Annotated in this window: 13 protein-coding genes and 1 tRNA gene; 5 read left to right on the top strand and 9 right to left on the bottom strand. The window is 72.0% G+C overall.

Annotated features, from left to right (window positions below; genetic code table 11):
* Window positions 1–3 precede the first annotated feature (3 nt).
* From ACWA7K_RS19565 to ACWA7K_RS19550, 4 genes are all read left to right on the top strand, one after another.
* On the top strand, window positions 4–4287 hold the full coding sequence (locus tag ACWA7K_RS19565) for a cellulose synthase subunit BcsC-related outer membrane protein (protein ID WP_456163439.1): 4284 nt from the start codon (window positions 4–6) through the stop codon (window positions 4285–4287).
* Window positions 4288–4347: 60 nt separating this feature from the next.
* The gene (locus tag ACWA7K_RS19560) at window positions 4348–4596 is read left to right on the top strand and encodes an ATP-binding protein (RefSeq protein WP_456163437.1); all 249 of its coding nucleotides are present in this window, start codon (window positions 4348–4350) and stop codon (window positions 4594–4596) included.
* Window positions 4597–5413: 817 nt separating this feature from the next.
* Window positions 5414–7624 carry an FUSC family protein gene (locus ACWA7K_RS19555; RefSeq protein ID WP_456163435.1) on the top strand — a complete coding sequence of 737 codons (2211 nt, stop codon included), beginning with the start codon at window positions 5414–5416 and terminating at the stop codon, window positions 7622–7624.
* Window positions 7621–8772: an HPP family protein gene (locus ACWA7K_RS19550; RefSeq protein WP_456163433.1), complete on the top strand. Its 1152-nt coding sequence runs from the start codon at window positions 7621–7623 to the stop codon at window positions 8770–8772. The genes ACWA7K_RS19555 and ACWA7K_RS19550 overlap by 4 nt, the downstream gene beginning before the upstream one ends.
* Window positions 8773–8795: 23 nt before the next feature.
* Here the strand turns inward: ACWA7K_RS19550 and ACWA7K_RS19545 are convergent, their stop codons facing one another.
* From ACWA7K_RS19545 to ACWA7K_RS19520, 6 genes are all read right to left on the bottom strand, one after another.
* Window positions 8796–9857: a galactose-1-epimerase gene (locus ACWA7K_RS19545; protein ID WP_456163431.1), complete on the bottom strand. Its 1062-nt coding sequence runs from the start codon at window positions 9855–9857 to the stop codon at window positions 8796–8798.
* 61 nt (window positions 9858–9918) lie between these two features.
* Entirely contained in the window at window positions 9919–10737 is an 819-nt protein-coding gene (locus ACWA7K_RS19540; protein ID WP_456163429.1) for a Cof-type HAD-IIB family hydrolase, read from the bottom strand.
* A 19-nt stretch (window positions 10738–10756) separates the two neighbouring features.
* Entirely contained in the window at window positions 10757–11935 is a 1179-nt protein-coding gene (locus tag ACWA7K_RS19535; protein WP_456163427.1) for an oxygenase MpaB family protein, read from the bottom strand.
* Between the two features lie 38 nt (window positions 11936–11973).
* A complete protein-coding gene (locus ACWA7K_RS19530; protein ID WP_456163426.1) occupies window positions 11974–15438 on the bottom strand; it encodes an AAA family ATPase in 3465 nt (1154 codons plus the stop codon).
* On the bottom strand, window positions 15435–16274 hold the full coding sequence (locus ACWA7K_RS19525) for a fatty acid desaturase (protein ID WP_456163424.1): 840 nt from the start codon (window positions 16272–16274) through the stop codon (window positions 15435–15437). Before ACWA7K_RS19525 ends, ACWA7K_RS19530 begins: the two co-directional genes overlap by 4 nt.
* Window positions 16271–17431, bottom strand: coding sequence for an NAD(P)/FAD-dependent oxidoreductase (locus ACWA7K_RS19520; RefSeq protein WP_456163422.1), 1161 nt, complete (start codon window positions 17429–17431; stop codon window positions 16271–16273). Before ACWA7K_RS19520 ends, ACWA7K_RS19525 begins: the two co-directional genes overlap by 4 nt.
* Before the next feature lie 246 nt (window positions 17432–17677).
* Between ACWA7K_RS19520 and ACWA7K_RS19515 the strand changes: the two genes are divergently transcribed.
* The gene (locus tag ACWA7K_RS19515) at window positions 17678–18178 is read left to right on the top strand and encodes a Crp/Fnr family transcriptional regulator (RefSeq protein ID WP_456163420.1); all 501 of its coding nucleotides are present in this window, start codon (window positions 17678–17680) and stop codon (window positions 18176–18178) included.
* A gap of 10 nt (window positions 18179–18188) precedes the next feature.
* Here ACWA7K_RS19515 and ACWA7K_RS19510 read toward each other — a convergent pair whose 3' ends face one another.
* The 3 genes from ACWA7K_RS19510 to rpoC form a co-directional block, all read right to left on the bottom strand.
* Entirely contained in the window at window positions 18189–18734 is a 546-nt protein-coding gene (locus ACWA7K_RS19510; protein WP_456163419.1) for an N-acetyltransferase family protein, read from the bottom strand.
* A gap of 138 nt (window positions 18735–18872) precedes the next feature.
* A tRNA-Met gene (locus tag ACWA7K_RS19505) sits at window positions 18873–18949 on the bottom strand.
* Window positions 18950–19076: 127 nt separating this feature from the next.
* Complete coding sequence (gene rpoC, locus ACWA7K_RS19500) at window positions 19077–23288, bottom strand: DNA-directed RNA polymerase subunit beta' (RefSeq protein ID WP_456163417.1); 4212 nt, start codon at window positions 23286–23288, stop codon at window positions 19077–19079.
* Between the last annotated feature and the right edge of the window lie 16 nt (window positions 23289–23304).

The following is a 23304-nucleotide window of genomic DNA, read 5'->3' as shown; positions in this document are numbered from 1 at the left end:
CCCATGACCCCGCGACTCAACGCCCTGGCTTCCGCCCTGGCCCTGGCAGGCCTGTTCTCGCCGCTGAGCCTGGCCGCTGCGCCGGCCACGCCGACGGCGCCATCCACATCGGCCGCGCCGGCCGACAGCCCGGCCGTCCGCACCCTGATCGCCCAGGCCCGTGGCTGGCAGGAACGCGGACGCGCCGACCTCGCCGCCGCCGCCTGGCGCAAGCTGCTGGCCTTCGAGCCGCAGCACGCCGAGGCCCTGGTCGGGCTGGCCCAGGCCCAGGTCGAGCTGGGTCAGGACGAGGCCGCCCGCGACACGCTGGCGAGCCTGCGCCGCGCCCATCCGGACCACCCCGGCCTGCGCCGCCTGGAGGCCCGCCAGCGCGACGGCAAGGCGGCCGACGGCACCCAGCTGCAGAAGGCCCGCCAGCTCGCCAGCGCCGGCCAGTACGACGCCGCCGTCCGCCAGTACGAGCTGCTGCTGGCGGACCCGAACCCGCAGGGCGCGCTGGCGGTCGAGTACTACCAGACGCTGGCCGGCACCGCCCGCTGGGACGACGCCCGGCGCGGCCTCGAACGGCTGGCCCAGGCCGAACCGGACGACGTGCGCACCCGCCTGGCGCTGGCCAAGGTGCTGAGCTATCGCGAGCCGACCCGCCGCGACGCCATCACCCGGCTGGCCGCACTGAGCCAGGCGCCCGATGCCGGCGGCGTGGTCTCGGCCTCGACGCCCAACCCGGCCCAGCGCCAGGAAGCCCGCGAGGCCTGGCGACAGGCGCTGCTGTGGCTGACCCTCAAGCCGGCCGACTCGGCGCTGCTGCGCGAACACCTGGAACAGGCCGGCGAGGACAGCGCCGTGCGCGGTCGCCTGGACGATCTGCTCAAGGGCAGCGACGAGGCCCGCCGCCTGGCCGAGGCACGCGAGCGCGACCCGCTGGTGCGCAGCCGCCGGCAAGGCTTCGACGCGCTGCAGGGCGGTGACCTGGACGCCGCCGCCAACCGCTTCACCCAGCTGCTGCAGGCCCGCCCGAAGGACAGCGACGCGCTCGGCGGTCTGGGCGTCGTGCGGCTGCGGCAGGCCCGCTACGGCGAGGCCCGCGAGCTGCTCGGGCAGGCCGTCGCACTGAGCGGCGAGGCCCGCAGCCCGTGGCAGCGCCCCTACGTCACCGCCCAGGTCCGCGTGCTGCTGCAGCAGGCCGAGACCGCGCGCGCCGCCGGCCGTCACCAGAACGCGCTGGACACGTTGCGGCAGGCCACCGCGCTCGACGCCCGCGACCCGCTGCCGTGGGTCGAGGCCGGCGACGTCCAGGCCGAACTCGGCCACTGGGCCGCCGCCGAGGGCCACTACCGGACCGCCCTGGCGCTCGATCCGCCGCAGGCCGATGCCTGGCGTGGCTGGGTCCGGGCGATGCACGCCCAGGGCCGTGGCGACGAGGCCCGCGTGGCGATCGGCGCGCTGGCGGAGCCGCGCGCCAAGGCGGTCGGCGGACGCGAGCCGCTGCTGGCGCTGCTGCTGCAGCAGGACGCGGCGGTGTCGCGTCAGGAAGGTGACCTGGCGCGGGCCGAATCGCAGCTTGACGAGGCGCTGCGCCTGAACCCGCAGGACCCGTGGCTGCGCCTGAGCCTGGCGCAGCTGCAGTCGGCCCAGGGCCGCGTCGACGACGCGCGCTGGCTGATGGACGACCTGGCCGCGCAGAACCCGACCCGCGCCGATGCCTGGTGGGCGCTGGCGCAATGGCATGCCGACCAGCAGAAGCCGGTCGCCGGCCTGCAGGCGCTGGACCGCATCGCGCCGGCCGAGCGTCGCCCGGAGATGGCCCGGCTGCACCGCCAGCTGCGGGTCCAGCTCGGCCTGGCACAGGCGGCCGAACTGGGCGCGCAAGGCCAGGGCGTGGCCGCGCTGGCGGCGCTGCAGCGGGCCCAGAACGATGCCGGCCGCGACCCGGAGCTGATGGCCCGTGTCGGCAAGGCCTACGGCGACGCCGGCCAGACCGCGCGCGGCCTGCAGCTGCTGCGCAGCGCGCTGGCCCAGGACCGCGGCCAGGCCGGCTCGCGTGACCCGGGCGCCCGGCTGCAATACGCCCAGCTGCTCGACAGCGCCCGGCAGGACGCCGAACTCGCCAGCCTGCTGCCCGGACTGGCCAGCCAGCGCCTGAGCCCGGCCCAGCGCGACCAGCTCGACGGCCTGCGCGTGGCCTACACGCTGCGTCAGGTCGACCGCCTGCGCGAGGCCGGCGACACCGCCGCCGCCTACGAGCAGCTCGACCCGATGCTGCAGGAACGGCCCGGCGACACCCGGCTGGCGCTGGCACTGGCGCGGCTGCACGTCGCCGTCGGCGAACCCGGTCAGGCGCTGGACGTGATCGACGCCGTGCTGGCCGTCGAACCTGCCAGCCTCGACGCTTGGCTGGCCCGCGCCAGCGCCGCGACCGCCGCCGACGATGCGCCGCTGGCGCTGGCCTCGCTGGACGAGGCCGCGCGCCTGTCGCCGAACAACCCGCGCGTGCTGGCGGAGTACGCCCGCCACCACCGCGCCCGGGGCGAGCTGCGGCTGGCCGCCGACTACCTGCGCGCGGCCATCGCGGCACAGCGTCCGGCCACGTCGTCTGGCGCGGCCGGCGGCCGGGCTCCGGCGCGACGTGGCACGACCGAACGGCCGGTCGACCCGGATGCGGCCTGGGGCCGGCCGCTCGGCAACGCGCTGCCGCCGACGATGCCGGCGCTGGATCCGCTGCTGTCCGCCCCGACCGCCGCCAGCGGCACGACGACCACCGCGCAGTCGCTGGGCAGCACCGGCGCCCGCCCGCTGCGCGCCACGCCGCCGGCCACCCTGGCCGCCGCCCCGGTGCCCGCCTCGGCCGGCGCCGCCAGCACCGACGCCTGGCTGCGCGGTGACAGCGCCGAAGCGGCGGCCGGTGCGCCGTCCGGCTCGCCGGTCGGCGCACCACGCGACGCCGCTGGCGCCTGGGACGCCGGCCCGCGCCCGGCCCGTGTCGCGGCCCAGGGCGACCTGCTGGCCGACCTGCCAGCGCCCGGCGCGGGCGGGGTCGAAGCGGCTCCCGCCGCAGCCGTTTCTGCCGCCCCGGTCGCGACACCGCTGGTCGTCACGCCACGCCAGTCCCTGCCCAAGGGCCTGAACGACGAACTGGCCGAGGTGCTGGCCGAACGCGGCACCCGTGCCTTCGAAGGCGGCGCCGCGCTGCGCTGGCGCAGCGGCGACAGCGGCACCTCGCAGCTGGTCGAGCTGCGCGCGCCGGTGGGCTTCCAGCTGCCGGTCGGCGACATCGGCCTGCTGACGCTGAAGGCCGTCCCCACGCTGCTCGAAGCCGGATCACCCGGCCTGGGCGACAGCGAATCGGCCCAGTTCGGCAGCCAGGCGCTGGGCGGCACCCGCAGCGGCGAATCGGTCTCGGCGTCGGGCGTCGGCCTGAGCGTCGGGCTGGCCGGCCGCCACGTCTCCGGTGACATCGGCGTCACGCCGCTGGGCTTCCCGGTCGTCAACGCGGTCGGCGGCATCCGGGTCGGCGGCCAGTGGGGCGCGCGGCTCGGCTACGGCGGCGAGCTGTCGCGCCGTGCCGTCACCGACAGCGTGCTGTCCTGGGCCGGCGTGCGCGACCCGCGCAGCGGCCAGACCTGGGGCGGCGTCACGGCCACCGGCGTGCAGGGTTCGCTGAACTGGCGCGGCGACGACGGCCTGCAGCTGCAGGCACGCGCCGGCCTGCACCTGCTGTCCGGCCGGGGCGTGCGCGACAACACCCGCCTGGAGCTGGGCGCCGGCACCCGCTGGCGCGGCATCGACGAACCCGGACACCAGCTCGACTGGGGTCTCGACCTCGCCTATGCCCACCACGCCTACAACCTGCGCCACTTCACGCTCGGCCACGGCGGCTACTTCAGCCCGCAGCAGAGCGTGTCGCTGACCGCGCCGATCTCGATGGTCGGCCAGCGTGCGGGGCTGCGCTGGGGCCTGAACGTCGCCCCCGGCCTGCAGGCCTGGCGCGAGGACAGCGCCCCCTACTACCCGCTCGACGGCGCCGCCCAGCAGCAGCTGACCAACGCGGTCACGCTCGGCCAGGCGACCCAGGCGGTGCACCCGGGCCGCAGCGCCATCGGCCTGACGATCGCGCTGCAGGGCGCGGCCGAATACCGCCTCGGCCCGCAGCTGGCGCTCGGCAGCCGGCTGGCGCTGGACAACGCCTCGCAGTTCACGCAGATGAGCGGGGCGGTCTACCTGCGCGTCAACCTCGACCCCGAAGGCGCCGCCACCCCGCTGCGCATGCCCGGCTCGATGCAGGACTGACGCCGGCATCCGGCACGGTCGGGGCGGCCCAGAATCGCCGCTCCGGCCCCGTCCTGCCCGATGCCCACCCCACCCGCACCCCCCCGCCCCGCGTCGATCGCCCTCCCGGTCATCGACGCGAGCCGCTGCACCGGCTGCGGCTGGTGCGTGCCGACCTGCCACGCCCACCTGCTGACCCTGCAGGTCCACGGCCCCGACGCCCGCAAGACCTCCACGCTGCACGACCCGCAGGACTGCACCGGCTGCGCCAAGTGCGCCGTCCGCTGCCCCTTCGACGCCATCACGATGGTCCGCCGCGACCGAACCTGACAGGCATCCCGCGCGCCCGACGTCCCCCCGGCACAGCCCCATCGGCACCAGCCCGTCGGACACCGGAGGTGTCCGACCTACCGAAGGACATGACCCGCCGCCCATCGCCGCGATTCGCCCGGTGGCAACGGCGTTCGACGTGTTCCCGACAGGTCGGACACCTCCGGTGTCCGACCTGTCGGCGGCCCATGCCCCATCGGCAACGTCGTTCATCGGCATCGTTGCGCGTCGCCCCGTTCGTCCGACACGACCCCGGCCCGAATGCCGTGCGCCGTTGTCCATCAACACGATTCACCCGATGGCGACGGCACGACATGCGACGCCGTTCATATCGCCGATCGGTCGAAACCAACATCGCGACGCGCCCGCCGGCAACGGCGTTCGACGTTTTCGGCAGGTCGGACACCTCCGGTGTCCGACGGGTTGGTGGCCAACGCCCCATCGGCATTGCCATTCGACGTCCCCATTGCCCTTTCGACCTGATCGTCCGATACGACCCCGCCCAAATGCCGTGCGCCGTTGTCCATCAACACGATTCACCCGATGGCGACGGCACGACATGCGACGCCGTTCACATCGCCGCTCAGATGAAACCCACAACGCGATGCGTCCAACGGCCACGGCGTTCGACGTTTTCGGTAGGTCGGACACCTCCGGTGTCCGACGGGTTGGTGGCCAACGCTCCATCGGCATCGTTGCCCATCAACACGATTCACTGATGGCATCCCGGCCACGACGTGCCGGGCCACGCGGCACATCGGAAAAGGCCGGTGCTACCGTCTCCGACCCGTCGTCATGACGCCATTCCGCCTGCCCGATGACCGCTGCCCTGCCGCCGATGACACGTCCGATGCCGGAGGGGTGGCGGGAACGTCCGCGGCTGCGGGCGGTGGCGCGGGTGGTCCTGGGGCATCTGGTGCTCAACGGGGTGTCGGCGGCGCTGGGCTTGCTGGTGATCTCGACGCTGGTGCACCTGCTGGCCGGGGCGTTTGCGGCGTCGGTGGCGTCGGTCGGGGTGATCGTCTGCACGCCACCGGACCAGGCGGCGCCGAAGCGGGGGAAGTTCTGGCACCTGCTGCCGGCCGCGCTGATCGGCTGGCCGGTGTTCACCGCCGTGCAGGCGCTGCACGAACAGCCGCTGGCGTTGACGGCGTTGCTGATGACGGTGACCTTCATCGCCTTCCTGGCCGGCGCCTGGGGGCGACGCGGCCTGCCGATCGTCGTGTCGATCATGTTCGCGGCGATCTTCTCGATGGCGGTGCCGCGTCACCCGGAGAGCCATACGCTGCTGGCGACCAGCCTGTCGTTCGGGCTCGGCGCGGCGCTGTTCCTGGTCTGGGCGACGCTGGCCAACGCGCTGCTCAACGGGCTCTACCGCGAACGGGTGCTGGCCGACACGCTGCTGACGCTGGCGGCGCTGGTGCGCACGCAGGCGCGCCAGTTCGGCCCCCCTGACGACACGGCACGGCCGCCACGCCGGCCGCTGATCGGCGAGCTGCTGCGCGGCCAGTCGGCCCTGACCGACCAGCTGCAGGCCGCCCGTGACCTGCTGCTGGAATCACCCCGCACGCCGCGCCGCCAGCAGCTGGCCGCGCTGCTGCTGCAGGCGCTGGAGATGCGCGACCACCTGCTGGCCTGCGAGCTGGACCTGGACACGCTGCGCTCGCGGCCCGACGTGGCGCCGTCGCTCGGCCAGCTGGGAGAGCGGCTGGCCGGCCTGGCCGATGTGATCGACGACGTGGCCGACGCGCTGCTGCTGGGGCGCCAGCCTTCGGCGTGGGTCGACCCGATCCGGCCCGGCGGCCCGCTCTGGACGGCACCGGTCGACCTGCTGGCGCACAGCCTGTCCAACCGGGTCGGCCACCTGGGCGACGAGGTGCGGGCGATGGTGCTGCTGGCGCGTGGCGACACCGCCCCGGACCTGACCATCGTGCGGACCGCCTGGCGCACCTTCGTCAGCCCGACGACCTGGTCGTGGCAGCCGCTGGTGGCGGCCTGGCGCTGGGACGCGCCGCCCCTGCGCCACGCGATCCGGGCGACGCTGGCGATCGGCACCGGCAGCCTGCTGGCGCTGGTGCTGCCCTGGGGCTCGCACGACTACTGGATCCTGCTGACGATCGTCGTGGTGCTGCGCGGCAGCCTGGCGCAGACGCTGGAGCGCCGCAACCACCGCGTCGCCGGGACGCTGCTGGGCTGCGTGCTGGCCGCCGCGCTGCTGTGGGCCCGCGTGCCGCCCTGGGCGCTGGTCGGCGTGGTGACGCTGGCGCAGGCCGTCGCGCACGCCTTCGCGGTGCGGCGCTACCGGGTCACCGCCGTGGCCGCGACGGTGCTCGGTCTGGTGCAGGCCCATCTGCTGGGCGGCGGAAGCCTGGCCTTCGACCTGGCCGAGCGCATCGCCGACACGCTGATCGGCGCGGCGCTGGCCTGGCTGTTCAGCTACGTGTTGCCGTCGTGGGAACGTGGCCAGCTGGCGGCGCTGGTGCGGCGCACGCGCAAGGCGCAGGCGCGCCACGCCCGTCTGGCGCTCGGGCTGGGGCCTTGGCAACTCGCGCAGGCGGTCGACGACCAGCCGGAGCTGGCGTGGCGGCTGGCCCGCCGCGAGGCGCATGACAGCCTGTCGGCGCTGGTGCAGGCGACCGAACGCTCGCTCGCCGAACCCCGCGCGGTGCGCCCGCCGCTCGTCGCACTCGGCCGGATGCTGGCGCACAGCTTCCAGCTGCAGGCCCAGCTGACCGCCGTCAAGACGCTGCTGCTGCAACGCGCCGAGCGGCTCGATCCGGTGCGCATGCAGCCGGCCCTGCAAGCGGCCACGGAACGCATCGAGGCGATCCTGCTGGCGCCGACCGCACCGGCGGCCGGCGCGGACGACGAGGCCCCCGAGCCCTGGCTGGACGATGTCGCGCTGACCGCCCCGCCCGAGGCCGACCTGAACCCGTGGGCGCTGCGCCGGCTGGCCCTGGCCGTGGCGCTGGCGGTTCGCCTGCGGCGCGACGCCGATGCGGTCGAGAACGCCCTGCCCGCCACATGAAGACACCCAACCCGATCCACGGCCCCGACGTGATCGAGCGGCTGCGCGTGGTGGCCGGCGCCTTCCTGGGCATCCTGCTGACGGCCTGGCTGTCGCACCGCGTCGGCGGCCCGGCGGTGGCGTGGCTGGTCGCGCCGCTGGGCGCCACGGCCGTGCTGGTGTTCGGCGTGCCGACCAGCCCACTGGCGCAGCCGTGGCCGGTGCTCGGCGGCAACACGCTGTCGGCGCTGGTGGGCATCGCCTGCGTGCACCTGGTCGCGCCGGTCGAGCTGCGGGTGGCGCTGGCCGTCGCCGGGGCGATCGGGCTGATGTTCGCGCTGCGCTGCCTGCACCCGCCGGGCGGCGCGTCGGCGCTGCTGGTGTCGCTGACGGGCGTGACCGACCCGTCCTTCGCGCTGCAGCCGGTGGCGCTGAACTCGCTGCTGCTGGTGCTGGCCGGCATCGCCTGGAACCACGCGACCGGCCGGCCCTACCCGCACCGCCCGCCAGCCCGCACCGCGCCGGAGCCGGCCACGCCCGAGGCCCGCGCCGAAGCACGTGCCGAGGCCGATGACATCGACACGCTGCTGGCGCGCGGCAACCAGGTGCTGGACATCGACCGCGAGGACCTGAAGGCGCTGCTGCACGACGCCCGCCTGCTGGGCTACCAGCGCCGGCTGGCCCGGCTGAGCTGCGCCGAGGTGATGTCGCGCGACCCCGTGACGGTCGGCTGGCGCACGCCGCTGCCGGAGGCCTGGGCGCTGCTGCGCCATCACCGCATCAAGGCGTTGCCGGTGGTGGACCTGCATGGCGCGGTGGTCGGCATCGTCACGCAGGCCGACTTCATGCGGGCGGCCGAGGCGCGCGACGGGCCGGGGCTGGAGGCGCGGGTGTCGGCGATGCGCGCCCTGGGCGGCGGCGCCGACACCGGCCAGCCGCCCGGTCAGGTCGCCGACATCATGACGCGGCGGGTCCGGGTGGCGCGCATCGACCGTTCGCTGGTCGACCTGATCCCGCTGTTCCGCAGCGCCGGGCACCACCACCTGCCGATCGTCGACGCCGACAACCGGCTGGTCGGCATCGTGACCGAGTCGGACGTGGTGGCGGCGCTGGCTCGGCTGGATCCGCTGCTGGCCGAGGATGTCGAGGTCAGCGCGTCGGGCCCGTGAGCCCGTGATCCCGTGAACCCGGCTCAGCCGACGTCGAAGAACAGCCGGCTGACGTGCCGGCGCCGCTCGCCGGGGCGCTGGACGACGTCCGGCCAGTGCGGCGGGGCGACCGGGTGGTTGGGGCTGTCGGGCAGGTACTGCGGCTCCAGCGCGATGCCGGCATAGGCCGGGTAGGCGCTGCCGTCGCGGGCCGGGTGACCGGCGAGGCCCTGGCCGCTGTAGACCTGCAGCGCCGGCAGGTCGGTCGCCAGCGACATCGCCACGCGGCCGTCGGACGACAGCAGGCGCACGGCCGCCCGCAGCGCGTCGGCGCAGGCCGGGTCCAGCGCGTACGCGTGGTCAAAGCCCTTGCCGACCTGCAGCGCCGGTTCGGCGGCGATGGCCTGGTCGAGGCGGCGCAGTTCGCGCAGGTCGAAGCCGGTGTCGTCGACCGGCTCCAGCTCGCCGGCCGGCAGCAGGTCGGCGCCGACCGGCAGCCAGGACGGCGCCAGGATCTGCAGGTGGTGCTGCAGCACGTTGCGGGTCGACGCGCCGGCATCGCCGTCGAGGTTGAAGTAGGCGTGGTGGGTCAGGTTGACCGGGCAGGCGCGCGTGGTGGTGGTCTCGAAGGCGATCTCCAGCGCCAGATCGGCGCCGAGCGTGTAGCTGACGCGGGCCAGCACCTCGCCGGGCCAGCCCTGGTCGCCGTCGGGCGAGACGAGGCTCAGCACCAGCCGCTGCGGCGTGTGCGACTCGACCGTCCAGGTGCGGCGGTCGAAGCCGTCCGGCCCGCCGTGCAGCTGGTTCGGGCCTTCGTTGGGCGCGAGCGGGAAGACCTGGCCGTCGACGGTGCAGCGGCTGTCGCGGATCCGGTTGGCGTAGCGGCCGACGGTCGCGCCGAGGTAGGCCTTCTGTGCCACGTAGTCGGCCAGGCTGGCGCAGCCGATCAGCAGCTCGCGGCGGCTGCCTTCCATCATCGGCACGCTGCAGGAGACCCAGGTCGCGCCGTGGTCGAGCACCTGGATGCGCAGGCCGGCGGCGTTCTCCAGCGTGTACAGGCGGGCGGGCGCCCAGGGGTCGTCGGACGTGGGGAGATCGGTGCTCATGTCGGAATCGGGTGGAAGGATCGGTCGGGAGGGTACGGCAGGGCCGGCGCGGGAAGCCGGCTCAGCCGAGCCGGCCTTCGGCCTGCAGGCGCTGCAGCACGGCGGCGATCGACGGCGCCTCGTTGCTGCCGCAGACCTCGTCGGCGCTGGCCTGCACGGCCTCGGGCGCACCGGCCATCGCGACGCCGTGGCCGACGGCCTGCAGCATCGAGATGTCGTTGTGGTTGTCGCCGAAGGCAACGACGTGTTCGGCCGCGATGCCCTTCGTGGCCAGCCAGTGCAGCAGGCCGCTGGCCTTGCTGTGGCCGGGCCGGCCGATGTCCAGCCGCAGCGGGCCGGTCTGGACGGTGCCCAGGCCGAGTTCGTCCTCGACGGCGCGTGCGACGGCCGGCAGCGTCGCCGGGTCCTGCAGGCTGACGGCCATCTTCCAGACGCGCGGCGCCTGCGCCAGCACCGGTTCGAGGTCGTCGACCTGCTCGAAGCGCGGGCGCACCGGCTCGGGCAGGGTCGCGGCCCAGGCGATCACCTCGTCGAGCACCGGCTCGCCGGTCTCGAAGCAGAAGCGGTCACCCAGGTAGGCCAGCGCATGCAGGCCGTGGCGGCGCACCAGCGCCAGCAGCGCCAGCCGGTCGGCGACCGGCAGCGGCTCGCCACGCACCGGCGTGTCGCGGGCGAAATCGTGCAGGTAGATGCCGTTGCAGCAGACCGCCGGCGTGTCCAGCCCGAGCTGCTGGTGGAAGGCGCGGGTGGCGATGTGGTGCCGACCGGTGACCAGCACGACCTCGATGCCGCGCTGGCGTGCGGCCTGCAGCACGGCGACGTTCTCCGGCAGGATCTGCATGCGCTCGTCGAGCAGGGTGCCGTCGAGGTCGAGGGCCACGGCACGCAGCCGCGGGCGGTCAGCCCTCGTTGACACGCCAGGCTTCCTGCAGCGCGGGTGGCAAGCCGAAGGCTTCCTGGCCCCACTCCGGGTGTTCTCTCCAGATCGCGCGGGTGAAGTAGCGGAACAGCAGCTCCGAGAAGCGCCGCACCACCGGCAGTTCCTTCAGCGCCTCGACGACGTCGATCACCGCGTTGGCGATCTTGGCGAAGACCTTCTCTTCCTCGTTCTCGTGCGCGGTCTGGACGATGCCCAGCAGCGCGGCGTCCTCGTCGCCCATCAGCTGGCACAGCAGCATCTTGGGCAGCGGGTCGAGCGGGCCGGGCAGCGTCTTGACCATCCAGTCGAGCATCGCGGCGGTAAGCGCCTGACCTTCGGGCGACGCGCCGCGGCGGCGCCGCTTGATGCGCTCGAACAGGTCCTGACCTTCCTCGTAGGTGTGGGCCAGCAGGTCCTCGCGCACGCCCATGACATGGCCGATCACGCTCCACGTGTGCATGTAGGCGCGGCGCAGCTCCGGCGCCGGGTGGTAGCCCAGCCGTTCGAGCGAGCGCAGGCCGACGTAGGAGAAGGTCAGGATCACGAAGGCCATCGCCTCCTGGTTGATCGGCTCGCCGTGGGCCATGTCCCAGCGCGGCCGGCGCGGCGTGCCGGCCGCGGTCGCGGCCTGGGCGGCGGCGTAGTCGGCGCGCAGCAGGTGGCGCACCGCCGCGTGCATCAGCCGGACCCGCTGGGCGCAGCGCAGGCCGAGCCCGCCGTCGCGCATGCCGCCGGGCTGCATCACGGTGACGACCATGTAGGCGGTCTCGAAGATGCGGCGTTCGACGTGCTGCAGCAGCTGCGTGGTCGACGCCAGCACCGGCGCGTCCATCGCGTCGAGGTAACACTCGGGCAGGCTGGCGCAGCACAGGATGGTCGACGACAGCGTGCCGTGGCTGGAGAAGAAGCCCTCGCAGGCCTCGATCAGCGCCGGATCGGCCCAGCTCGGCAGCACCGCCGTCTCGGCCATGTACTGGTCGACCAGCGCCTGGATGGCCGGCGCCAGCGGGCGGTCCGGCCGCGACAGGTTGGCCAGCAGGCGGTTGACGCCGCTGACCGAGTCGGTCTCGTAGATGCGCGCGACCACCGCATCGGCCAGCGGGTCGGCCACCTGGCGCATCGCCTGGAGTTGATCGTCGGTCCAGCGTTCTTGGCTCATGGCTCGCTCGGAGAGGTTTCGGGTGTGGAAGGTGCGTGTCAGCGCGACGAGGAGGACGCGAGCGCCTGCAGCAGGCTGCGGGCCTGTTCGAGGTCGTGGGTCGGCGTCGGATCGGGGAAGGCGGCGATGGCGCCGTCGATCAGCCCGCGTGCGGCGGCCAGGTCGCCCTGGGCGGCCAGCAGCGGCGCCAGCCCGCAGGCGGCGCGCAGCGCGAAGACGCGGTTGCCCTGCTGCAGCGCGATCGCCAGCGCACGGCGGTAGCGCTGCTCGATGTCGGCCAGCGTGGAGGCGTCGATCGGCGCACCGGCTCGCAGGCGGTCGAGCCGCACCTGGGCTTCCAGCCGCTCGATCTCGGCCGACATGAAGGACTCGCCGCCGGCGCTGATCACGCGGCGGGCCTCGTCCAGCCGTTCGAGCGCGCGGTCGACCTCGCCGATGCCGGCCTCGACCTCGGCCTGCAGGACGAGGAAGTGCGGCACGACCATGCCGCTGCCGATGCTGCGGTAGGTCGCCAGCGCCTGGTCCATGTGGCGCGCGCCGGCCTCCGCCTGGCCCTCGTCGACCAGCGCGCGGCCGGCAAAGATCGAGCCCCAGACGGTCCAGAAGCCGAGCGACTGCGCGCTCGACAGCTCGATCGTCGCGGTGGCGTGGTCGGCCATCGCCTCCGGGTCGCGCCGCAAGGCATCCAGCCAGGTCGCGCAACCCAGCGCGTAGGCGTGGCTGAACGGGTGCTTGAGCTCGGAAGCCAACGTGACGGCCTGGCGCGTCTGGCTCAGGCCGGCGCGGGTCTCGCCGCGCAGGAACAGGACCATCGCGGCGACGGCGCGGGCGGTCACGCCGACGTCCTGGCCGGTCAGGTGGGCCTGGCTCCGATGACGTTCGGGCACGTACTGCGCGATCGACGCGGCCAGCAGCTGCTGCGCGCTGTCGAGCCGGCCCATGTAGTAGTGGCTCAGGCCGAGCGCGAAGTCGGCCTCCAGCCGCAGCGAGGCGCTGTCCATGCTGTCGGCCATGCCGGCCATGCGCTCGGCGAACTCGATCGCGCGGTGCTGCTCGCCCTTGACCAGGTAGAAGGCCCACAGGCCCCACAGGACCCAGAACAGCTGCGGGTTCGGGCCGACCCGCTCGGACAGCAGCTTGGCGCGCTGGTAGACCGCCGCGACGGCCGGTGCGGCCCAGCCCTGCTGGATCGTCAGCGCGACGCCCAGCGGCGACAGCAGCGCGAGTTCCTGACGATCACGTTCGTCGGACGCCGGCAGGTGCTCGATCGCCTCCAGCCCGTGGCGCAGGTGGCTTTCGGCCTCGGTCGTCGCCGATGACGCCACGGCGAGCTGGCCGGCCTGCAGCCAGTGCGGCAAGGCGCGCGCCGGCTGGCCGGCCTTGGTCCAGTGCTGGGCGATGCGCTCGGGGAAGGCCGCGCCGCCGACCCCCGCCTGCAGCGCCAGCGCGATGCGCTCGTGGTAGGTCTGGCGGGTGCGGCGCAGCAGCGAGTCGTAGGCGGCGTCCTGGATCAGCGCGTGCTTGATCGTGAAGCCGCCGTCGGTCGCGAACACGATGCCGTCGCCGATCAGCTGCTCGACGCCCAGCGTCAGCAGCCGCTCCTCGTCGGGCAGCACGGCCAGCAGCAGCTCGAAGGTCCATTCGCGGCCGATGCACGCGCCCAGCTGCAGCACGCGGCGCGCTTCCGGCTGGATGCGGTCGAGCCGGGCCATCAGCAGGTCCTGCAGCGACGCCGGCACCATCGACTCGGGCAGCGGGCCGTCGATCTCGTAGCCGCCGGCCGATTCGCGCAGCGCCCCCGAGTCCAGGAACATGCGCGTCATCTCCTCGACGTAGAGCGGGTTGCCGTCGGTCTTGTCGACCAGCAGCGACAGGACCTTGGGCGGCAGCCGCTTGTTGCCGACGACGCGGTGGATCAGCGTCTCGGTGTCGGACGCCGACAGCACGTTGACGGGGATCAGCGTCAGGTGCTCGCCATAGAGCCACGGCGGCGAGAAGCCGGGCCGCGAGGTCATCAGCAGCAGCACACGACTGGACGGCAGCTCGCGCAGCAGGTTGCCCAGCAGCTCCAGCGTGGTGCTGTCGACCCAATGCAGGTCCTCGACCACCATCAGCGTCGGCCGCAGCGACGCGCGCGAGGTCAGCAGCGTGACCAGCGCGACCAGCGTCTTCTGCTTCTGCGTCAGCGGGTGCAGCGTGAGCGGCTCCTGACCCGGCTGCGGCGCCAGGCCGAACAGGCGCGCCAGCAGCGGCAGCGCCGTCTCGATCTCGCAGCCGTGGCGCTGCAGCTCGTCGTGCAGGGCCTGCTGCGCCGCCTCGGGCGTGCGGGCCTGCTCGATGCCCAGGCGCTCGCGCATGGCGGCCACCAGCGGGTAGAGCGCGGTGTGGGCGTAGTCGGGCGAGCAGTAGCACTCGACCACGTCGCAGCCGCTGTCGACGATCGACTCGCGGAACTCCGACAGCAGGCGCGACTTGCCGACGCCCGGGTCACCCGTCAGCAGCACGGCATGGCCCGGGCTTTCCTGCGCCGCCACCCAGGACCGCGCCAGCGCGGCAATCGCGCCGGCCCGGCCGACATAGGGCGCCCGGTGCTGCTTGGCCGCCGCTTCGAGCCGATGGCGCGCGCCGCTGGCCCCTTCGACGCGGAAGGCCTCGATCGGCTCGGCGATGCCCTTGAGCACCTGTCGGCCCAGGCTGGTCATCTGGAAGAAACCGGCCACGAGGCGTTGCGTGACCTCGCTGACGACCACCGTGCCGGGCTCGGCCACCTGCTGCAGCCGGGCCGCGACGTTGGGCGTGTCGCCCAGCGCCAGCCGGCCGATGCCGGCGCTGGCGTCCGGGTCGCCGACCAGCGTCAGGCCGGTGTTGACCGCGATGCGCACCGCCAGGTCGACGCCGTGGCGCAGCCTCACCTCCGGCGCGAGCGCGGTCAGCGCCTGCACGATGTCCAGACCGGCCTGCACGGCGCGGCGCACGTCGCCCTCGTGCGCGACCGGGTAGCCGAAGTACACGACGATGCCGTCGCCGTGGAACTGCGCCATCGTGCCGCCGTGGCGCTCGATCACCTCGGCGCAGGTCTCGCGGTAGGCGCGCACCAGCTCGCGCAGGTCCTCCGGATCCAGGCGGCGTGCCATCTCCACCGAGCCGACCAGGTCGCAGAACATGACCGACATGTGGCGCCGCTCGCCGACCTCGTCGGACTCCTGGCGGCGCGGCCAGGGTGTGCGTCCGGCGGGGGCCGGGGCCAGCGCGCCGGGCTGGGTCAGCGTCGACAGCGGCGCGGGCGCGGTCAGGTCGGTCAGCGGGGCCGGTGCGGTCGCCAGCGGCGCCGGTCGGGTGGCGGCCGCCGCCGGGGTCAGCGCCAGCCCGCAGGCATGGCAGAAGCGCGCGTGGGCCTGGACGGGCGTCGAGCAGGCGGGGCACTCCTGGGATTGCGGCGCGCCGCAGTCCGAGCAGAACCGGGCACCGTCGGCCAGCAGGGCGTGGCACTTGACGCACTTCAAGGGGAGCTCTCCAGACGGGTTTCGGACGCCGCCGCCCGGCAGGGCAACACGTAGGCCGGCGGCAGTTCAGGCAGTTCCCAGACCCGCAGGCCGGGCCAGAGATGATGCTCGCGGTGGCGCAGCAGGATCTGCATCGGCTCGTGGCCGAAGACCTGCCGGCCCAGCGTCACCAGCCAGCGTGGCGCCGGCAGCGCGTAGGTGCCGTGCCGGCCGTCGCGCTGGTGCAGCAGGTGGTGGAAGATGAAACCGGACACGCCGATGCTCAGCCGCAGCACCAGCCAGTAGGCCAGGAAGACCGGCGGATTCAGCGCCGCCACGGCCACGAAGGCGACGCTGCGCAGCGCCGCCTGGCGGGCCAGCGGCCGGCTCAGGCCGTGCCGGGCGATCCAGCGCCAGGCCGAACGTTCCGGCACCACCATCGCCTGCAGCAGCGCCCGCACGTGGCCGCCGGCGATCTGGAACCACTCCGGATCGTCCGGGCCGGCGTTGTGGCGGTGATGGGCCAGGTGGATGGCGCGGTGTTCGCGGTAGCCCAGGCCGAAGGGCGTGTCGAAGATCATCGCCAGCCGGTGGAAGGCCGGCACGCGACCGGCGCCGCGCAGGTGCATCAGCTCATGCAGCGCCAGCGCCAGCCGGACATAGACCAGCGGCACCGCCGGCAGCAGCCACACCGGCGCCAGCCAGCCGGTCAACGCCAGCGCCAGCACGGCATAAAGCGCCAGCGTCCAGCCCAGCGTCGCGCGCAGGTAGTGGCGCGCCGGATCGTCGACGCGGGCTCGACGCAGGGCCCGAGGCGCACGCGCCGGCAGGCTGGCGACCGGTGTCCCGCTGGTCATGCGACGACACCCCGCGCGGCGCGGGCGGCTCCGGTCGACATCAGCGCCCGGTAGCTGGAGCTGCCGAACACGGCGCCATGCAGTCGCTCCCGCCAGCTCGCCGGACCGCGGTCGAGCACGGCGGTGGCCAGGTTCTTCGCCGTCGTGCTGACGAGCAGATGGCGCAGCAGCAGCGCACGCCGCAGTTCCGGCGCGAGGTGTTCGGCATGGCGGCGCCGCCAGAGCGCGGCGGCGTCCGGTCCGTTTCCTGAGGCGCCCGCCCGGGCCGCGTCGATCGCCTCGGCGACCAGGCGACCGCTGGTCAGCGCGTTGCCGATGCCGTCGCCGGTCAGCGGGTCGGCCAGACCGGCCGCGTCGCCGATGCGCAAGACGCCGTCGTCGACCACGTCCTGCCACCAGCCGCCCAGCGCGACCGGGTAGCCGTGCCGGCGCGTCTCGCCCAGCCGGTGCGGCGCGAGCCGGCGTGTCACCGGGTTGTGTTCGAGGAAGCGGGCCAGGTAGTCGTGCACGGTCGCGCCCGGTCGGCTGTCGCGCTGCCAGAGTCCGACGCCGATGTTGAAGGTCAGCATCTGCGCGTCGACCTCGACCGGGAAGATCCAGCCGTAGCCGCGCCGGTGGCGGGCGTCGGTGTGCAGCCCGACCTCGTCGGCGAGTGCCAGCGTCTCGGGGTGGCGGCGCACGGTCCAGTAGGTCCGCAGGCCGACCGCGTTGGCGCGGGCCGAGCCGGCGCCGCGCGCGTCGATGACGTGGTCGTAGCCGGCCCATTCCGGATCACGCCGGTCGATCCGGCGGACGGTGCGCTGTTCCAGTCGGCAACCGGCTTGCAGCGCCTGCGTGACCAGCAGGGCATCGAGGTGTTCACGCCGGATGCAGCGCCCGGGCTGGCTCGCCGGCTGCTCGCTGCGGTGGCCGTCGGGCGACACCAGCGTGCTGCGCAGCACCTGCGCGTGGCCCGGCACCCTGGCTTCCAGCGCATCGGCATCCAGGCCCAGCGCGGCCAGTTCACGCAAGGCGATCGGCGTCAGCCAGTCACCGCAGGTCTTGTCACGCGGGAAACGCGCCCGATCGATCAGCGTGACCGCATGGCCGCGCAGCGCCAGATGGCGTCCGGCCGCCGCACCCGATGGACCCGCGCCGACGATTGCAATGCAAGCCATGACGGAATTTCATCCACGGGTGTAGGGCGCAGGGGGGTCGCGTCGAGGCGCGAAGCGAGGGTCAGGCGGGGGGCGATGCTGCAGGCGCCGGACGGCCATGCCCCATCTGGGAAATGGTATCAGCGAGGCTTGGGTTTATCATCTTCGGCGGAGCCTGAGGGGCTCACCGACCGTTGCGTCGTGTTCACCATCACGCAGCCGGCGCCTCTGCCGCGACGGCTCCCGAGAGTTGCCACGAGCTGCCCGATGACGACCGACCCCATTGCCCTGCTGAAGAACATGCCGGTCTTCGACCGGATCTCGGATGCCGCGCTGGCGGTGGTGCTGTCGGAGGCCCGGACGATCGACGTCCCGGCCGGTGACCACTTCTTCCTGCAGGGCGACGAAGCGCTCTACATGTACGTGCTGGTGTCCGGTGAGGCGAGCGTGCGCAAGAGCTGGTCGGACCGCGAGCTGGAAGTCGGCCTGCTGCTGCCGGGTGACTGCTTCGGCGAGGTCGCGCTGATCTCGACCTCCGGGCGCAGCGCATCGATCCGGGCGGTGACCGACTGCCGCGCGATCGAGATCTCGCCGCTGAACCTGCAGCAGCTGCGCGAACGTGACGTCGACCAGTTCATCGAGATCCAGATGAACCTCTCGCGCGAGCTGTGCCGCCGCCTGCTGCTGTCGGACGCCAGCCGCATGCTGGTGACCGAGCCCCATCCGAAGACGGACGAAGACGGCCTGAGCTGGCCGGTGCTGTCCTGAGCCTGCGCGTTCAGCCGTCAACCGGCTCGGCGGGCGTCTCCAGCAGCAGCTGGTAGAGCGCGAGGTCCAGCCAGCGACCGAACTTGAAGCCGACCTGCGGCAAGGTGCCGATGAGGCGGAAGCCCAGTCGCTCGTGCAGCGCGATGCTGCCGGCGTTGCTGGCGTCGATCGCGCCGACCATCGCGTGGACGTCGCGCGCCCGGGCCGCCTCGATCAGCGCGCGCATCACCGTCCCGCCCAGGCCCCGGCCGCGATGGTCGGTGTGCACGTAGACCGAGTGTTCGACCGTGTACTTGAAAGCCGGGAACGCGCGGAAGGTGCCGTAGCTGCCGAAGGCGAGCAGCACGCCGGCGGCGTCCTCGACACCGATCACCGGGAAGCCGCCCTGCCGCTTGACGTCGAACCACGTGACCATGTTGGCCATCGTGCGCGGCCGGTAGTCGTACAGCGCCGTCGAGTTCACGATCGCATCGTTCAGGATCGCAAGAATGGCTTCGGCATGGCGCTCGAAGGTGCAATCCACGAGGCGGACCGGACTCGGATCGGGCTGGTTCATGTCGTGTCCCGGGAAATGGCGTCCGCCACATCGGACGTGGCCGCCAAGAAAGACGCAAGGAATGGACGCAAAAAAGCCACCTCGCGGGTGGCTCTCTTGCGGCGGACACCGGTTGAACCGGCATCTGACTTGTGTTCTTGGTTGCGGAGGCAGGATTTGAACCTGCGACCTTTGGGTTATGAGCCCAACGAGCTACCAGACTGCTCCACTCCGCGACTGAGACAGCCATTATGGCTTGCTGCGCCGCATCACGCAAGCATTGCTTCAAGAAAAGAAAAAGGGCCGCTGTTGCGGCCCTTCGGGAGCCGCCGATCGGGGGATCGGCGGCAGGGGTGGCATCGCTTATTCGGCGGCGTCGCCCAGGGTCGCGGCGTCGACCGCAGCCAGCGCGTCCTGCGCTTCCTGCATGGCGATCAGGCGGCGTTCCTGGTCGTCCATCTCGTCCTTCGCCTTGCGGGCCTGGTGGTAGGCCAGGCCGGTGCCGGCGGGGATCAGGCGACCGACGATCACGTTTTCCTTCAGGCCGCGCAGCTCGTCGCGCTTGCCCATGATCGCGGCCTCGGTCAGCACCCGGGTCGTTTCCTGGAAGGAAGCGGCCGAGATGAACGAGTCGGTCGACAGCGACGCCTTGGTGATGCCCAGCAGCACGTCGGCGTAGGTCGCCGGCAGCTTGCCTTCGCCACGCAGGCGGTCGTTGGTGTCGAACAGCTCCGAACGTTCGACCTGCTCGCCGACGATGTAGGTCGAGTCGCCCGAGTTCGTGATCTGCACGCGACGCAGCATCTGGCGAACGATCACCTCGATGTGCTTGTCGTTGATCTTCACGCCCTGCAGACGGTAGACGTCCTGGACCTCGTCGACGATGTAGCGCGCCAGTTCCTCGACACCCAGCAGGCGCAGGATGTCCTGCGGATCGGCCGGGCCGTCGACGATCGATTCGCCCTTGTTCACCACCTGGCCTTCGTGCACCAGGATGTTCTTCTCCTTGGGCACGAGTTCCTCGTAGACCTTGCCGTCCGGGTCGGTGATCTGCAGGCGAACCTTGCCCTTGGTCTCCTTGCCGAACGACACCGTGCCGGTCATCTCGGCCAGGATGCCCTTGTCCTTGGGCGAACGGGCCTCGAACAGCTCGGCCACACGCGGCAGACCGCCGGTGATGTCGCGCGTCTTCTGGCCTTCGACCGGGATACGCGCCAGCACCTCGCCGGGCATCACGTCCTGGCCGTCGCGGACCTGGATCAGCGAGCCGATCGGGAAGCCGATCGTCACCGAGTGGTCGGTGCCGGGGATCTTGATCTCCTGGCCGCTCGGGTCCAGCAGCTTGACCTGCGGACGGACCACCTTGGCGGCGCCGCGGCGCTTCGGGTCGATGACCACCAGCGTCGACAGACCCGTCACCTCGTCGACCTGCTTGGCGACGGTGACACCCTCTTCCACGTTCTCGAAGGTCAGGTGACCGGCGAACTCCGTGATGATCGGGCGGGTCAGCGGATCCCAGTTGCCCAGCACCGTGCCAGCCTTGATGGTCTGGTCGGGCTTGACGTTCAGGGTCGCGCCGTACGGCACCTTGTGGCGCTCGCGCTCGCGGCCGTGCGGGTCGGTGATGACGATCTCGCCGGAACGCGAGATGACCACCAGTTCGCCCTTGGCGTTGGTCACGTAACGCATCGTGCTGTTGAAGCCGATGATGCCGTCCGACTTGGCGTCGACGCTCGACGCCACCGCCGCACGCGAGGCCGCGCCGCCGATGTGGAAGGTCCGCATCGTCAGCTGCGTGCCCGGCTCGCCGATCGACTGCGCCGCGATCACGCCGACGGCTTCGCCGGTGTTGACCACGCCGCCGCGACCCAGGTCACGGCCGTAGCACTTGGCGCACAGGCCGAAGCGGGTCTCGCAGGTCAGCGGGGTGCGGACCTTGACCTCGTCGACGCCAGCCGCCTCGAGCACGTCCATCGCGTCCTCGTCGAGCATCTTGCCCGCGACGATCAGGGTTTCCTGCGTCTCGGGATGGATGACGTCGATCGCGGTCACGCGGCCGAGGATGCGGTCGCGCAGCGACTCGATGACCTCGCCGCCTTCGACCAGCGCACGCATGTTGATGCCGTGGTCGGTGCCGCAGTCGTCCTCGATGACGACCAGATCCTGGGTCACGTCGACCAGGCGACGCGTCAGGTAGCCCGAGTTCGCCGTCTTCAGCGCCGTGTCCGCCAGACCCTTGCGGGCGCCGTGAGTGGAGATGAAGTACTGCAGAACGTTCAGACCCTCGCGGAAGTTCGCGGTGATCGGCGTCTCGATGATCGAGCCGTCAGGCTTGGCCATCAGGCCGCGCATGCCGGCCAGCTGGCGGATCTGGGCGGCAGAACCGCGGGCGCCCGAGTCGGCCATCATGTAGATGGAGTTGAACGACTCCTGGTCCACCGTCTTGCCGTTGCGGTCGAGCACCTTCTCCTTCGAGAGCTGCGACATCATGACCTTGCCGACCTCGTCGCCGGTTTTGCCCCAGATGTCCACGACCTTGTTGTAGCGCTCGCCGGCGGTCACCAGGCCCGAGACGTACTGCTGCTCGATCTCCTTGACCTCGTTCTCGGCGCGCTCGATCAGCTCGACCTTCTGCTTGGGCACGAGCATGTCGTCGATGGCGATCGAGATGCCCGCGCGGGTGGCCAGCCGGAAGCCGCTCTGCAGCAGCTTGTCGGCGAAGACGACGGTCTCCTTCAGGCCGCACTTTCGGAAGGCGGTGTTGATCAGCCGTGAGATCTCCTTCTTCTTCAGCGCCTTGTTCATGACGCTGAAGGGCAGGCCCTTGGGCAGGATCTCGCTGAGCAGGGCGCGGCCGACGGTGGTGTGCGTCAGGGTCGTCTTGGGCGTGAAGCCTTCGCCGTCCTCGTTGCGCAGCCACTCGGTCAGGCGCACGCTGATGCGCGTGGTCAGCTCGACCACGCTGTTGTCCAGCGCGCGCTGGACCTCGACCGTGTCCGAGAAGATCAGGCCTTCGCCCTTGCCGTTGGTGCGCTCTCGGGTCGCGTAGTACAGACCCAGCACGACGTCCTGCGACGGCACGATCGACGGCTCGCCCGAGGCCGGGAACAGCACGTTGTTCGACGCCAGCATCAGGGCGCGCGCTTCCATCTGCGCCTCGATCGACAGCGGCACGTGGACGGCCATCTGGTCACCGTCGAAGTCGGCGTTGAAGGCTGCGCAGACCAGCGGGTGCAGCTGGATCGCCTTGCCTTCGATCAGCACCGGCTCGAACGCCTGGATGCCCAGGCGGTGCAGCGTCGGGGCGCGGTTCAGCAGGATCGGGTGTTCCTTGATGACTTCCTCAAGGATGTCCCAGACCACCGGCGTGCCGGACTCGACTTCCTTCTTCGCCTGCTTGATCGTGCTGGCGATGCCCATCGCTTCCAGGCGCGAGAAGATGAAGGGCTTGAACAGCTCCAGCGCCATCAGCTTGGGCAGACCGCACTGGTGCAGCTTGAGGGTCGGGCCCACGGTGATGACCGAACGGCCCGAGTAGTCGACGCGCTTGCCAAGCAGGTTCTGGCGGAAGCGGCCGCTCTTGCCCTTGATCATGTCGGCCAGCGACTTCAGCGCGCGCTTGTTCGCACCGGTCATGGCCTTGCCGCGGCGGCCGTTGTCGAGCAGCGAGTCGACGGCTTCCTGCAGCATGCGCTTCTCATTGCGCACGATGATTTCCGGCGCCTTCAGCTCAAGCAGTCGAGCCAGACGGTTGTTCCGGTTGATGACGCGACGGTAGAGGTCGTTCAGGTCGGAGGTCGCGAAACGACCGCCGTCCAGCGGCACCAGCGGACGCAGGTCCGGCGGCAGCACCGGCAGCACGTCCATGACCATCCAGCTCGGCTTGATGCCCGACTTCTTGAAGGCCTCCATCACCTTGAGGCGCTTGGAGTTCTTCTTGACCTTCAGCTCGCTGCCGGTCATGTCGTTGCGCAGCTTGTCGATCTCGACGTCGAGGTCCATCTCGGCGAGCAGTTGCTGCACGCCTTCGGCACCCATCATCGCGACGAACTCGTCACCGTATTCGCGGCGCTTCGTGTCGTAGTCGTCCTCGGACATGATGCTGAACTTCTTCAGCGGGGTCATGCCGGGGTCGGTCACCACGTAGGCTTCGAAATACAGCACGCGCTCGATGTCGCGCAGCGTCATGTCGAGCACCAGGCCCAGACGCGACGGCAGCGACTTCAGGAACCAGATGTGCGCACACGGCGCGGCCAGGTCGATGTGGCCCATGCGGTCACGGCGGACCTTGGTCTGGGTCACTTCGACGCCGCACTTCTCGCAGATCACGCCACGGTGCTTCAGGCGCTTGTACTTGCCGCACAGGCACTCGTAGTCCTTGATCGGGCCGAAGATCTTGGCGCAGAACAGGCCGTCGCGTTCGGGCTTGAACGTCCGGTAGTTGATGGTCTCGGGCTTCTTCACCTCACCGAACGACCACGAACGGATCTTCTCGGGCGAAGCCAGCCCGATCTTGATCGCGTCGAAGTGTTCGTCCGGGGTGAACTGCTTGAACAGGTCCAGCAAACCTTTCATGGGGCTCTCCTATTCC

This window comes from Leptothrix mechoopdaensis (SeqCode) (assembly GCF_053893855.1).
Note: the sequence above shows the minus strand (reverse complement) of the source record. Positions and strands in the feature narration are given on the sequence as shown.

Excerpts from the sequence above, each read along its gene's own strand:
- ACWA7K_RS19565 (WP_456163439.1), top strand. The coding sequence starts at position 4 with ATGACCCCGCGACTCAACGCCCTGGCTTCCGCCCTGGCCCTGGCAGGC.
- ACWA7K_RS19560 (WP_456163437.1), top strand. The coding sequence starts at position 4,348 with ATGCCCACCCCACCCGCACCCCCCCGCCCCGCGTCGATCGCCCTCCCG.
- ACWA7K_RS19555 (WP_456163435.1), top strand. The coding sequence starts at position 5,414 with ATGACCGCTGCCCTGCCGCCGATGACACGTCCGATGCCGGAGGGGTGG.
- ACWA7K_RS19550 (WP_456163433.1), top strand. The coding sequence starts at position 7,621 with ATGAAGACACCCAACCCGATCCACGGCCCCGACGTGATCGAGCGGCTG.
- ACWA7K_RS19545 (WP_456163431.1), bottom strand. The coding sequence starts at position 9,857 with ATGAGCACCGATCTCCCCACGTCCGACGACCCCTGGGCGCCCGCCCGC.
- ACWA7K_RS19535 (WP_456163427.1), bottom strand. The coding sequence starts at position 11,935 with ATGAGCCAAGAACGCTGGACCGACGATCAACTCCAGGCGATGCGCCAG.
- ACWA7K_RS19525 (WP_456163424.1), bottom strand. The coding sequence starts at position 16,274 with ATGACCAGCGGGACACCGGTCGCCAGCCTGCCGGCGCGTGCGCCTCGG.
- ACWA7K_RS19520 (WP_456163422.1), bottom strand. The coding sequence starts at position 17,431 with ATGGCTTGCATTGCAATCGTCGGCGCGGGTCCATCGGGTGCGGCGGCC.
- ACWA7K_RS19515 (WP_456163420.1), top strand. The coding sequence starts at position 17,678 with ATGACGACCGACCCCATTGCCCTGCTGAAGAACATGCCGGTCTTCGAC.
- ACWA7K_RS19510 (WP_456163419.1), bottom strand. The coding sequence starts at position 18,734 with ATGAACCAGCCCGATCCGAGTCCGGTCCGCCTCGTGGATTGCACCTTC.
- rpoC (WP_456163417.1), bottom strand. The coding sequence starts at position 23,288 with ATGAAAGGTTTGCTGGACCTGTTCAAGCAGTTCACCCCGGACGAACAC.